This window comes from Sphingobacterium sp. MYb388, assembly GCF_037479535.1.
GTDB lineage: Bacteria > Bacteroidota > Bacteroidia > Sphingobacteriales > Sphingobacteriaceae > Sphingobacterium > Sphingobacterium anhuiense.
The window spans coordinates 667,323-681,119 of the sequence record NZ_JBBGYV010000003.1 but is presented as its reverse complement, the minus strand read 5'-3'; the positions used below and the strand labels follow the sequence as shown (position 1 = coordinate 681,119).

Sequence of the window (13,797 nt, the reverse complement as noted above, 5' to 3'; positions counted from 1 at the left end):
GACAACTTTCTAACGGAATTAAAAGCATTCCTCATTAATTTCGTAACTTCGCGTCATATGTCGGATATTATTCAATTATTACCAGATAATGTTGCCAATCAAATTGCAGCGGGTGAAGTCGTACAAAGACCTGCCGCGGCGATCAAAGAATTGATTGAAAATGCTATTGATGCTGGGGCTGACAAGATACAATTGATCATCAAAGATGCTGGAAAATCATTAATTCAAGTGATTGATAATGGTTGTGGAATGAGCGTGACGGATGCACGTCTTTGTTTTGAACGACATGCTACTTCCAAAATTCGTAAAGCAGAAGATTTGTTTGCCATTCGTACAATGGGATTTCGAGGTGAAGCAATGGCTTCCATCGCTGCCATTGCACATGTGACATTAAAAACACGTCGTTTTGAGGATGAATTGGGTACTGTCGTAGAGATAGAGGGCTCTAAAATCATCAATCAAGCACCAGAAGCTGTCGCTGCTGGCACCAATATTTCCATTAAAAATCTATTTTACAATATACCTGCACGCCGAAACTTTTTAAAAAGCAATTCGGTCGAGATGCGTCATATTATTGAAGAGTTCCAACGGATAGCATTAGCTAATCCTGAAATCTTTTTGACGTTACATAGTGATGGTAATGAAATGTTTCATTTACCTGCGGAAACATTGAAACAACGTATTGTTCATCTATTTGGCAACACGTATAATCAGCGATTAGTACCTGTAGAAGAGGATACCACGATCATAAAAGTAAATGGTTTTGTAGGAAAGCCTCAGTTTGCTAAAAAAACAAGAGGGGAACAATTCTTCTTTGTTAATAAGCGATTTATCAGAGACCATTACTTGAATCATGCTGTGATGAATGCTTTTGAAGAAATTCTGCCAGCAGAAACATTTCCTTTATATGTACTTTTCATTGACATCGATCCTTCAAAGATTGATATCAATGTACACCCAACGAAAACGGAAATTAAATACGAAGATGAAAAGGCAATTTACGCGATCATCCGATCTGCTGTTAAAAGGTCTTTGGGACGATATAATATCGCGCCTTCTTTGGATTTTGAACAAGAAACAGGTTTCTCAAACATGATCACGCCAAAACCTTTGGACGAGATCATTGTACCTACGGTGAATTTTAATCCTGATTTTAATCCGTTTGAACCTGATCAGATTACAAAGACGACATTTTCGCGATCAGATAATTATCTCGCAGGTTTTGAAAAGAAAACGGCCATTCCTCAAAATTGGGATACTTTATATCAAATTACTGAACAGGATGAATCGATGCAACTGCCTTTAGAGCACGAACAACAAGACCGTCCAATTCATCAGATACAAGGTATAAAAAGTCAAGCGACAACGAAACAATTTTTTCAGATCCATAATCGATTCATTGTTTCACAAATTCATTCTGGTGTGATGCTGATCGATCAACAAGCTGCTCATGAACGCATCTTATTTGAACAGTTCAAATCACAGCTTGATCAACATAAAGGTTTGAGTCAACAGAGTCTGTTTCCTCAAAGTATTGATTTAAATCCTTCGGATAATGAATTGATGCAAGATTTATTGGAAGATATTCAAAGTTTAGGGTTTCAAATTCGTTCATTTGGAAAAAACAGCTATATCATTGACGGAATACCTGCAGATTTAGGTACCGGAATTGACGAACGTAAAATTATTGAACAGATCTTAGAAGATTATAAGAACAATCTTAATGATTTCAAAATTGAGAAACGTGAGAATTTAGCAAAAAGCTTAGCGCGCAATGCGGCAATAAAACCAGGTACTTTTCTGGATAATAATGCGATATCAGAACTTATTGATCAGCTTTTCGCTTGTGAGTCTCCAAATATCTCTATTTTTGGGAAACCAATCGTTATTACCATTACCTTACAGGAACTATTAGAAAAGTTTAGTAAAAATTAGAAAATAAAAATTATGTTTCCACAATTAACACCTGTTGTCAAGAACTTATTAATAGTCAATATTGTATTTTTTATTGGTTCTAATCTAAGTCCAATGGCGTACAATTATCTTCCAGTATTTTATCCAGATTCACCCTTTTTCAAAATTTGGCAGGTCATCACCCATATGTTTATGCATGCGGATCTATCACATATCTTTTTTAATATGTTTTCACTTGTGATGTTTGGCTCCCTTATTGAACAGGTTTTAGGACCTAAACGTTTTCTAAATTTATATTTACTTTCGGGTTTGGGTGCTTGGTTATTACAATCGGGTGTGCAGGGCATTGAACTGTACAATGCTACGGGTTCATTTTTTCCTCTGCATCATAGTTTAGATCTTTCTAATTTAGCTTCTAGCAATCCAAACCTTGTTAAAGAAATATACACGACTAGAATGTTAGGTGCTTCAGGTGCTGTTTACGGAATACTTTTATCATTTGCTTATCTATTTCCGAACTTACCATTGCAATTCTTATTTATACCAGTACCCGTTAAAGCCAAATACATGATAGGGGGATTTATTCTTCTCGAAATTTATATGAGTATATCTAGACCGGGCGATTCTGTTGCACACTTAGCTCATGTCGGTGGAGCTTTATTTGGTTATATACTATTAAAGGTCTGGGGTATAAAAAAAGGATTATATTAATTAACTTTATAAGATGAGGGAAAACTCGTTCAAAAACTTTATCAGGACAACCTTCGGTTCAGGCTCTCCCATTCCATTTATTATTGGTGGACAGGTTTTCCTATTTATTCTGATTTATTTTTTTGATCTCCTTTTTGAGCTGAAGATTATTTCTTTCCCTCTTTTTCAATGGAGCGTAGATAAACTAAGTTTACCAACAAATTTTCAGGCATTCATCCAGCAACCGTGGTCTCTAATTACGTATAACTTTCTATATACAGGCCTTTTCAACGTTGCTTTTGATTGTTTATGGCTATATTGGTTAGGTACTATTTTCTTTAATTTTTTAAATAGGAAACAGTTTCTTTTCATTTACATTGTCTCCGCTATCATGTCGGGACTGATCTTTTTAGTCTTCTCACACCTTGCTCTTTTCTCCAATACGATTAATCCTCCATTGAGCACTGGAGCATTTGGATTAGCTGCAATTTTAGCTGCTACAGCTACCTTAGTTCCAAAATATGAACTTAGACTATTGCTGTTTGGGAATGTTAAATTAAAGACTATCGCTATCATTTATTTTGCAATCCAGTTTTTGTTCTTTATTCTTACGAATAGACCTGCGGCCATCAGTTATTTTTGTTCCATTCTCTTTGGAATGGGATTTATTTATGCACTGCAATCGGGCATGGACTGGTCTAAAGTATTTAAAAGAAAACAGAAAAGATCCGCAAAAATGAAAGTTGTCGTTGGGAATGGTGCACAACAATCAAAGCATCATCGTTATGATTTGCCCAATCAGGATCAGATCGATCAAATTTTGGATAAGATATCCCTAACAGGCTATGATAGTCTAAGTTCACACGAAAAAGAAATTCTTTTCAAAGCAAGCAATAATAATAAGATCGATGGTTAAGCGTGTATTGTTAAAAAAAAAATTGGGCTATTTAAGCAGGACCGTTTTCATTTTTAACATTCTTGCTATTGTTGCTTTATTGATTAGCTATTCTGCTTCTTTCATCAATCCTAAGACAGTTTGGCCTATTGCATTTTTTGGTTTAGGTTATTTACCGATATTACTTGTCAATATTGGTTTTATCGCTTATTGGTTGTTAAGAAAACCTAAAATGATTGTATTTTCTTTAGCAACGATCTTACTTGGCTGGCCACTGCTAACAAAACATTGGAATTTACGTTCGAGCTCGCCAATAACTCAAAAAGCATCTGATCAGATCCGCGTACTTAGCTTCAATGCCCATCTTTTTAAAGATATCAACGACTCAAAGAAAAACTTCAAAAATGATGCGATAAAGATATTGGACAGTATTAAACCTGACATTGTCTGTTTCCAAGAATATTACAGTAAAATAAAAGGGAAATATGTCATCTCTAATGAGTTTAAGAGCAAACTAGGCTATGACTATCATTATTTTGCAGAAAGTGCCAAAAATGATTATGAGGCTTATGGAATGACCATATTCTCCAAATATCCGATTATAAATTCTGGTAATATCTTAGATAATGACTATGGTATCAACCGCATTTCGTACGCAGATATTGAAAAAAATGATAGTACTATCCGCGTCTACAATGTTCATCTCAGATCTTTTGCTCTTCAAAATGATGAAAAGGAATTTTTTCAAAATCCATCATCCAAAAAGGAGACTGATAATGCTGCTACACGTCGCATTGGACGAAAGCTTAAAAATGCTTTTGAATTTAGAAGTGAGCAGGCTAGTTCTTTAAAAAAACATATGGACGCTTGTCCTTTCCCTTTTATCGTAATGGGTGACTTTAATGATACTCCTATGAGCTATTCAGTAAATCGGGTGAGTAAGGGTCTCCACAATGCATTTAAAGAAAAAGGATCGGGTTGGGGAGTGACGCATTATGAATTATTGCCGATCTTTCAAATTGATTATATTTTTGCCAGTTCCAATTTTGATATCTTAAATTATCATGTGGTTAAAAGAAAATTATCAGACCACTACCCTATCTGGAGCGATTTGAAATTGAAGCACCTTTAGTGCATCTGAATTCCCAATGCACGAAATGCTCCTGCAACAAAATGATCTTTTCTATTTTTTATCTTAAAGTAAGCTTCTCTACCAAAATAATAACGTCCTACTAGTGCCTCAATATCTGATTGAATAATTTGATGCAGACGATCTGCTTCAAGTTTGTTCACAGCTATTCCTTTTTTTAATAAAAAGGAAATGAAATCATTAAACTCGGAGTCAGGCAAATTGTAACCACTCAAGAAATTTTCTATGGAATAAGCTGGCAATTTTTTTGTAAACCTATCATAAACAAATTCTTGTATACTATTGGAATGATATATTTCTCTATATTTAGCACTGATTTCATTGGAATCTATTGGAATGAGAACGTCGGGCTGAATTCCTCCTCCCCCAAATAGCATTTTCCCCTTACTGGTGGTATATAAATCATGAGGATTAAATTCGGTATCCAACGTCCATAGGTCAAATGTGGTCATATACTTAGACTGATCGTAATTTGCGCGCGTATATTTGCGCTGAATACATCTGCCCAAAGGCGTGTAATAACGTGCTACTGTCAGGTTAACGGCAGAGCCATCGGCAAAATCAAATTGTTCTTGAACTAATCCTTTGCCATAGGAACGACGACCGACTACTGTACCTCTGTCTAAATCCTGTAGCGCACCTGTCACGATCTCGCTTGCGGAAGCTGAATCTTCATTAATAAGTATTACGATGCGACCTTCACTAAAATCACCAGTTTCTTTTGAGAAATAATCCCTTCGCAATTCATTGGCTCCTTCGGTATACATCAGTAAACGCTTATCTTTAAAAAACATACTGGCTATTTCAATAGCTGTATGTACATAACCGCCGCCATTACCTCTCAAATCTAAAATTAAATCTTGCGCTCCACTTTTTCGAAGATCGCGCAATTTGATTTTAAAATCTTCAGAAGTCTGATGCCCAAAACGTCTTATTTTTACGTAAGCTACTTTAGGAGCTATCATGTAGGATGCATCCAATGTACTCACAGATACTTGATCGCGAACAACTTTGAGCGGAGTTGTCAAGATTTCGTTATTTCGTTTCACAATGATGTCTACTGTAGATCCTTTTTTACCTCGAATCAACTTGTCTACTTCATTTTCTGTCACACGTACGCCAGCTATATTTCGATTCGCAATTTTGACCAATCGATCTCCAATCTTCATTCCAGACTTTTCTGCAGGACCTGCTGAGATCATTCCGACAACAAGCAAGGTATCGTTAAGATTAAAATACTCAACACCAATACCATCAAAAGTTCCTTCCAGAGCCTCTGCTTGTGCTAAACGTTCATTGGGTTTTAAATAGGTTGAAAAAGGATCTAATCGGGTAATGATATGCTGAATGGCTTCATCCTGAATCGTATCCAAGCTTACTTTATCAACGTAATTGTCCGATATTAAATTAACTAGATATTGAACTTTTTCAGAATTACCGGTCAGTCCTCCTGCTAGAATAGAAGTTGACTGTTTATTACCTTGTTCATCGGCATATTTTTGCCCAAGCAATAGCCCCACGAGTAAAACTCCTGCGTATGTTGCTGCCACAAAAATATTCCGTTTTATACTTCCTTGCATATGAAAAGATGCTTCAAAAATACTAAGTTTTATCCATTAAAACCACAATATATGCGTTGATTTTTGGATTAAAACAAAAGTCGTTAAAAGTGGTTAATATGTGAAAGTTTTCTCAACTTTGTGTTTGTAACAATCAAATAATCTGCCAAAATGCACGAAATTGAACCTTTTTACAATTGGAGACATGATTATATCGCATCGGAAGATGAACAGTCTCCTTTTTACGGAACGATATATAATGAATTTGAATACGACAAACAGATTTATAATTTCCTTTTACACCCCCAGTGGGACGACTTTGGTTCACATACTTTATATTTGAAAGTACTATTTGTAGACTATGACAAGCAATTTTGCATCATCGAACTGATAGGCGAATGGAATGATGCCATTGATAATGATATTATGATTCTGAAGCGTGAAGTGATTGATTTGATGATCGCTTCGGGTATTAATCATTTTATATTAATTGGTGAAAATATTCTTAATTTTCATGCTTCGGATGATACTTATTATGAAGAATGGTTTCAGGATATTGATGATGGTTGGATAGCTGCTGTTAATTTTAGGACACATGTCATCACAGAATTTATGCAAAATAATATTGATTATTATATCAATTTTGGAGGAAACCTCAATGATCTTTCTTGGCGTACCCTAAAACCAATCCAAGTTTTCCATCATATCAATGAACAATTAACCAAACGATTGAATGGTTAATAACATTTGAAGATACTATGACATTCAAATTTTACTAAGATGAAGTGTTTGAATGCCTGTTCTCTATATTTTTACTTAACTTTGTTATATTAAAAAAAATCAAACGCTATGTCATTTAGAATAGAAAAAGATACCATGGGTGAAGTTCAAGTACCTGCAGATAAATACTGGGGTGCTCAAACTGAACGTTCACGCAATAATTTCAAAATTGGTCCTGCTGCATCTATGCCACATGAAATTATCGAAGGTTTTGCTTACTTAAAAAAAGCTGCTGCTTATGCAAATGCTGAATTAGGTGTATTACCTATTGAGAAACGTGATGCTATTGCTGCAGTTTGTGATGAGATCTTAGCTGGTAAATTGGACGATCAATTTCCATTGGTAATCTGGCAAACAGGCTCGGGAACTCAATCTAACATGAATTTAAATGAAGTAATTGCAAACCGTGCTCAGGTATTAGCTGGTTTCAAAATTGGAGAAGGTGAGCCTGTATTAAAAGCGAATGATGATGTGAACAAATCACAATCTTCTAATGACACCTACCCTACTGGAATGCACATAGCGGCCTATAAAGCAGTTGTTGAAGTAACAATTCCTGGTGTTGAAAAACTACGTGATACATTAGCAAAAAAATCTGCTGAATTCATGAATGTTGTTAAAATTGGCCGTACTCACTTAATGGATGCAACTCCTTTAACATTGGGTCAAGAATTATCAGGCTATGTAGCACAGTTGAATTATGGTATCAAAGCTGTTAAAAATACTTTAGCGCATTTGGCAGAAGTAGCATTAGGTGGTACTGCAGTTGGTACGGGATTAAATACACCTGCTGGATATGATGTCCTGGTAGCAAAATATATCGCTGAATTTACTGGTCATCCTTTCATTACTGCTGAGAATAAATTTGAAGCTTTAGCTGCGCATGATGCCATTGTTGAATCACACGGATCATTAAAACAATTAGCAGTTTCGTTAAATAAAATTGCTAACGATATCCGCATGTTGGCATCTGGCCCTCGCTCTGGTATTGGTGAAATTATTATTCCTGAAAATGAACCTGGTTCTTCAATCATGCCTGGAAAAGTTAACCCTACTCAATGTGAGGCTTTAACAATGGTTGCTGCTCAGGTAATGGGTAATGATGTTGCTATTACTATCGGTGGTACTCAAGGTCACTATGAATTGAACGTATTCAAACCTTTAATGGCGTCTAACTTTTTACAATCAGCTCGATTAATCGGAGATGCTTGTGTATCATTTGAAGAGCACTGTGCAAGTGGTATTGAACCAAATTATGCTCGTATTAAAGAATTAGTTGATAACTCTTTGATGTTGGTAACGGCTTTGAATACTAAAATAGGCTACTACAAATCGGCAGAAATTGCACAGACAGCACATAAAAATAACTCGACATTAAAAGAAACGGCTATTGCATTAGGATATGTAACTGCTGCAGAATTTGACGAGTGGGTAAAACCTGAAGAAATGGTAGGTAGCTTAAAATAAGGCTATGATTCCATTTTTAAATAAATTAAAAAATATCAAAGCATACCTATTTTTAGCAATGGGTATGCTTTTGCTATTTGGAAGTTGCAAATTCAATTCGGAAATGCAATCTGAGGGTGCTGGTTATTTGCAAGGGGAATGGAAACAAGACAGTATTGCCGACCAAGATCAAATGTTGCAATATACGCTCACGGATTTCCGTTTTACCTGTGACTCCATTTATGCACGCATGTATGTCCATGCTAAAACAAAGCAGATATCGGATAGCTGTTACAATAATGGGTCTTGGATCGAATATGCTAAAGGTATTTATGTTGTACGTGGTGACAGTGTCATTGTCGATGGTATATACGTCAAAGAAAATGGCAAACAAAAAGTATCTGGTTGCTATCGCCAAGGTCAATATTTACCAAGGTTTAAAGTTGCTTTCCACTCTAAAGATTCTCTAGTATTAGAAAATAAATATGATCAGCGTCCTATCATATTACGTAAAACAAAGGATGTAATTTGTGTCCCGCAGAAACGCTGGCAATAAAAAAGAATAAACATGTAGCCATTTAATTTTTTAAATGGCTTTTTCTATCATTAACGACACGCTCGTCACTATCTGAGCAAAAAATATGAATAAAGGAATTATTGCATTGGCATTTGGAGGTCTCGCTATAGGAATGACAGAATTTTCTATGATGGGAATCTTACCAGACATCGCAAAAGACTTAAATATCGATATTCCAACAGCTGCCCATTTAATAGCACTTTATGCTATCGGTGTTGTTGTTGGTGCCCCTACATTAGTACTATTATCTGGAAAATACCCTCCTAAAAACGTTTTACTTTTTTTAATGGTTCTATTTTTCATTTTTAATGGATTATTTGCTATATCTCCTACCCATTTTACTATGCAACTTTCCAGATTTATGTCCGGTTTGCCACATGGAGCTTTCTTTGGTGTAGGTTCTGTTGTTGCAGCTAGATTAGCTCCTAAAGGTAAAGAGGCGCAGGCAATATCGATTATGTTTACAGGTATGACGATTGCTAATTTAGCAGGTGTGCCTTTAGGAACATATATCGGACATCATTACTCTTGGCGCATTACCTATGGTGTCATCAGTGTACTAGGCCTCCTGACATTTTTAATGATTTATCTTTGGTTACCAAAAATTGAATCTTCTAAACAAAATAATATCTTAGCACAGGTAAGTTTTTTCAAAAAGCAAGAAGCATGGCTACTGATGGCAATTATTGCAATCGGAACTGGAGGTCTTTTTGCTTGGATCAGCTATATTGCTCCATTGGTTACAAATGTATCTGGACTTGACCCTAATCGTGTGCCTATTATTATGATTTTAATCGGTATAGGTATGTTTTTTGGAAATTTATTGGGTGGAAAAATGGCTGATACCATCTCTCCGACAAAAGCGGCCATTGCTAGTTTTAGTGCTATGGCGATATGTTTAGTCTTTGTTTATTTTGTTTCACCATTTCAATGGTCAGCATACATTATGGCCTTTATTACGGGTTTGGTTTCTTTTACAATAGGTCCACCTACACAGATGATGTTGATCCGCACTGCTAAAGGTGCTGAAACTTTGGCTGCAGCGGGTGGTCAGGCAGCATTCAACTTGGGTAATACTTTAGGAGCTTATTTAGGAGGTATACCCATTACATATGGCTTAATGTATAATACTCCTTCTTTAGTAGGTGTTGGAATGGCCACTATAGGAGCTTTACTTGCTTGTGTATTCTTGGTTCAATTTGTACAAAAGAACAGAATCCCAAGTGCAGACTAACAGATAATATGACTGAAAAACTTAGCTATATCAGTGTCCTTCGAATTATTGCTACCATTGCAGTTATCGCGATACACGCATCTTCTGGTTACTTAAATAGTACTGATATAGCTGGGTTTGACTGGAAATATGCAAATCTGATAAATAGTTTCACTCGATTCTCTGTTCCCATATTTGTGATGCTTTCTGGGGCTCTCCTGCTGACGAAAGAAGAACATACAGGACAGTTTTATAAAAAAAGACTCCTTAAGATTTTTTATCCCTTTCTTTTTTGGACTATTATTTACTTTTTTTATAACACGAATGTGCTGGAATTAAATATAGACCAATTGATCTCTACATTGGTCTATAGACTCAAAAACGGTGCGAACGCACATCTTTGGTATCTCTATATGATCATGGGTCTATACCTTGCTATTCCTTTTCTTCAAAAGATCGTAAAGCATTCATCTATGAGAGAACTGGAGATTTTTTTAGTTTTATGGTTTATAACGCTGTTTATATTCAACAAAAACTTTTCAACCTATCTACCAAAATTCGATCTTACATTTTTTTCGAGTTATACAGGGTACTTGATCTTAGGTTATTATTTGAAGGTAAAAGATTTTAGTGGGATAAAATGGTGGTGTTTGTTTTTATTTATCATGGCTGCATTGGGAACAGCTTATTTTACTTATGAAATGAGTTTAAGCGCACATGAATTTCGTCCACTTTTATACGGTTATTTGTCACCGAATACAGTCCTTATTGCTACCGGCATATTTATATTCATCAAAACAATATCGAGTGATCTAAAACTTCCCCAGTGGGCAGTATGGATCGATCAATATAGTTTTGGAATATATCTCTGCCATATCCTGATTTTAAACTATGTACATCCGATATTACCCGTGGGCACATTTTTAAAGATTCCTTTAGCAACTTTTGTTACACTTGCCATCAGTATTATGGTTATATACGGTATTCGCAAAATTCCTTTTGGCAAATACATTTCTGGTTAATAAAAAAGCTTCAATAAGCGCAGGGCGAATTGAAGCTTTTTTATATTTGAGATTCGCGTAAGACTAGAAAGGTAAATCGTCGTCGTCATTTGATCCTGATAAATCAACTGGAGCTGGCATTTCAGCATAACCTGGAGCAGGAGCTGAAGCAGCAGTATTTGCTAATTTAGTAACTCTCCAAGCAACTAATGAATTGAAGTATGTTGTTACACCTTCTTTATTTGTCCAAGGACGACCACGTAAATTGAAAGAAACTTCAATTTCTTCACCTACAGTCAAACCATCAAAAATTGATGTTCTGTCTTGAGTAGCTTCAAAGCGAATATATTCAACAAACTGCGGATTTTCAGCGTAAGCCACGATTATATCACGCTTCTTAAATGACTCTGTTACTTGTTGCGTAGCACCTATTTCGTGTACTTTTCCTCTAATTTCCATAATCAAAAATATTAAACCGTAAAAATAAGCATTTTTTGAGTAAGAGATTAACTAACTTTGTACAAATATTATGGAAGTTTTCAACACCCCCAATAAAATCATCATCACTTGCAATAAGCGACTTTCTCCTTATTTGCAACAAGAAGTCGAAGAACTTGGCTTCGAGATCAAACGTTCTTTCTCTACTGGTGTAGAATTATTTAACACCTTGAATGAAACGATTAAGTTAAATTTGAATTTGCGCACTGCTTCTCAGATTCTTTATTCGATAAAAGAATTTAAAGCGTCCAACCCTCAGGAACTATACGATGAACTGAAAGACATCGCATGGGAAGAGCTTATTGCTTTTGACGGCTATTTTTCTGTGACTTCAAATGTCGATAACGAAACAATCACGACACCTTTATTTGCGAATTTGAAAGTTAAGGATGCCATAGTTGATCGTATCAAAGAAAAAAAGGACATTCGCCCAAATTCGGGTTCTGATTCAAACAAAGCTGTTATACATCTGTATTGGAAAGATGATCGCGCAGAAGTTTTTATCGATTCTTCCGGTGAAACACTAGCGAAACATGGTTATCGTAAACACCCTGGAAAGGCACCAATGTTAGAAGCACTTGCTGCTGGTACTATTCTTGCAACGAAATGGGATGGTCTATCATCTTTTGTCAACCCAATGTGTGGTTCTGGTACTTTAGCTATTGAAGCAGCATTGATCGCGACCAACCGTCGTCCTGGTCTTTACCGCATGAACTATTCGTTTATGCATTTCATTGGTTACGATGAAGAAGTCTTTTTTCAAGAAAGAAGAAATCTTAAAGAACAGGTCAATAAGAAAGCAAATCCGAAGATAATTGCTTCAGATCTTTCGCAACAGGCGGTAGATATTGCGATCATGAATGCCAAGACTGCTGGTGTAGATCAGCTTATTGATTTTCAAGTTTGTGATTTTGCTGACACAACTGTACCACAAGAAGAAAAAGGAATTGCTATATTTAACCCGGAATATGGTGAACGCCTTGGTAATCATAGTCAATTGGAATTAACATATAAACGTGTAGGTGACTTTCTAAAACAAAACTGCAAGGGTTATAAAGGTTACATTTTTACTGGAAATCCGGATCTTGCCAAAAAGATAGGCTTACGGGCTTCTAGAAAAGTTGAATTTTATAACGGTAAATTAGATTGTCGTTTATTAGAATACGAATTATACGAGGGAACTCGCGAAAAACCAAAAGTAATTTATGAATAAGATTATTGAAAGTACGGTTGCATTTGTACAGGACAGATTAAAATTTGCTGAATCTGGTCATGATTGGTCTCATATCCAACGTGTATGGAACAACACAAAATTAATTCTTCAAACTGAAGAGGCGGATTACCAAACTTGCGAACTAGCCGCTTTATTACATGATATTGCTGATAGCAAATTTCACGATGGAGATGAAACGATAGGCCCTCGTGTTGCTGGTGAATTTTTAACCTCTATAGGCGTTGATAAAGACGTAATTGAACATGTTGAAAAAATTATTTTAAACATGTCTTTTAAGGCAAGTCTTGGCGAAATCGTTTTTCATTCTAAGGAACTTGAGATTGTTCAGGATGCTGATCGTTTGGATGCAATAGGTGCAATTGGTGTTGCTCGAGCATTCAACTATGGTGGTCATAAAAACAGAGAAATGTATAATCCGAATGTCCCTGTTCAAGAATATCAGGACAAGGAAAGCTACAAACATTCTGAAGCACCGACAATTAATCATTTTCACGAAAAGCTTTTATTGCTTAAAGATAAAATGAATACCAAAGCCGCTCAAGCTATCGCTGAAAAAAGACATGAATTTATGCTTTCTTTTTTAGATGAATTTTATGCTGAGTGGGAAGGTAAACGATAATTATAATAAAACTTAATATTTCCTTAACTCGGAAATTACACAAAAATGGTACTTTCGATAATTATCGAGGTACCATTTTTTTTGTTTAAATTTAGTCTGTAAAACTAAGCCCGTAATAAATTGCAATCTATGCGAACAGGTTATGATCGCTTATTTTTTATATTTAAAACAAAAAGAGCTCGTAGGCTCCTAAGTAAAACAAAGTATTCGTCTATACCAGA

13 protein-coding genes are annotated in these 13,797 nt (G+C 35.7%); 11 read left to right on the top strand and 2 right to left on the bottom strand.

The window, feature by feature from the left end; translation table 11 throughout:
- Nucleotides 1–57 precede the first annotated feature (57 nt).
- The 4 genes from mutL to WH188_RS13265 are packed head-to-tail and all read left to right on the top strand — an operon-like array spanning nt 58 to nt 4,631.
- On the top strand, nt 58–1,935 hold the full coding sequence (gene mutL, locus WH188_RS13280) for a DNA mismatch repair endonuclease MutL (protein ID WP_132769269.1): 1,878 nt from the start codon (nt 58–60) through the stop codon (nt 1,933–1,935).
- Nucleotides 1,936–1,947: 12 nt separating this feature from the next.
- Nucleotides 1,948–2,625 carry a rhomboid family intramembrane serine protease gene (locus WH188_RS13275; RefSeq protein WP_132841022.1) on the top strand — a complete coding sequence of 226 codons (678 nt, stop codon included), beginning with the start codon at nt 1,948–1,950 and terminating at the stop codon, nt 2,623–2,625.
- 13 nt (nt 2,626–2,638) lie between these two features.
- Nucleotides 2,639–3,520 (top strand): rhomboid family intramembrane serine protease, encoded by an 882-nt coding sequence (locus tag WH188_RS13270; protein ID WP_132841021.1) that lies wholly within the window; start codon nt 2,639–2,641, stop codon nt 3,518–3,520.
- The gene (locus tag WH188_RS13265) at nt 3,513–4,631 is read left to right on the top strand and encodes an endonuclease/exonuclease/phosphatase family protein (protein WP_132841019.1); all 1,119 of its coding nucleotides are present in this window, start codon (nt 3,513–3,515) and stop codon (nt 4,629–4,631) included. Before WH188_RS13270 ends, WH188_RS13265 begins: the two co-directional genes overlap by 8 nt.
- Here the strand turns inward: WH188_RS13265 and WH188_RS13260 are convergent.
- Complete coding sequence (locus tag WH188_RS13260) at nt 4,628–6,199, bottom strand: S41 family peptidase (RefSeq protein WP_243655395.1); 1,572 nt, start codon at nt 6,197–6,199, stop codon at nt 4,628–4,630. The two genes, WH188_RS13265 and WH188_RS13260, sit on opposite strands and share 4 nt — an antisense overlap.
- A gap of 180 nt (nt 6,200–6,379) precedes the next feature.
- On the opposite strand from WH188_RS13260, the gene WH188_RS13255 reads away from it, so the two are divergent.
- The 5 genes from WH188_RS13255 (at nt 6,380) to WH188_RS13235 (ending at nt 11,246) form a co-directional block, all read left to right on the top strand.
- A complete protein-coding gene (locus WH188_RS13255) occupies nt 6,380–6,949 on the top strand; it encodes a hypothetical protein (RefSeq protein ID WP_168127607.1) in 570 nt (189 codons plus the stop codon).
- Between the two features lie 108 nt (nt 6,950–7,057).
- A complete protein-coding gene (gene fumC, locus WH188_RS13250; RefSeq protein ID WP_021188024.1) occupies nt 7,058–8,455 on the top strand; it encodes a class II fumarate hydratase in 1,398 nt (465 codons plus the stop codon).
- A gap of 4 nt (nt 8,456–8,459) precedes the next feature.
- A complete protein-coding gene (locus tag WH188_RS13245) occupies nt 8,460–8,990 on the top strand; it encodes a fumarate hydratase (RefSeq protein WP_168127608.1) in 531 nt (176 codons plus the stop codon).
- An 85-nt stretch (nt 8,991–9,075) separates the two neighbouring features.
- Nucleotides 9,076–10,245 (top strand): MFS transporter, encoded by a 1,170-nt coding sequence (locus WH188_RS13240; RefSeq protein ID WP_168127609.1) that lies wholly within the window; start codon nt 9,076–9,078, stop codon nt 10,243–10,245.
- A gap of 8 nt (nt 10,246–10,253) precedes the next feature.
- Nucleotides 10,254–11,246: an acyltransferase gene (locus WH188_RS13235; RefSeq protein ID WP_168127610.1), complete on the top strand. Its 993-nt coding sequence runs from the start codon at nt 10,254–10,256 to the stop codon at nt 11,244–11,246.
- Between the two features lie 63 nt (nt 11,247–11,309).
- Here WH188_RS13235 and WH188_RS13230 read toward each other — a convergent pair whose 3' ends face one another.
- Entirely contained in the window at nt 11,310–11,684 is a 375-nt protein-coding gene (locus WH188_RS13230) for a DUF3127 domain-containing protein (RefSeq protein ID WP_021187916.1), read from the bottom strand.
- 70 nt (nt 11,685–11,754) lie between these two features.
- On the opposite strand from WH188_RS13230, the gene WH188_RS13225 reads away from it, so the two are divergent.
- Complete coding sequence (locus tag WH188_RS13225; RefSeq protein ID WP_168127611.1) at nt 11,755–12,936, top strand: THUMP domain-containing class I SAM-dependent RNA methyltransferase; 1,182 nt, start codon at nt 11,755–11,757, stop codon at nt 12,934–12,936.
- Entirely contained in the window at nt 12,929–13,576 is a 648-nt protein-coding gene (locus WH188_RS13220; protein ID WP_132841010.1) for an HD domain-containing protein, read from the top strand. Before WH188_RS13225 ends, WH188_RS13220 begins: the two co-directional genes overlap by 8 nt.
- Nucleotides 13,577–13,797: the final 221 nt, after the last annotated feature.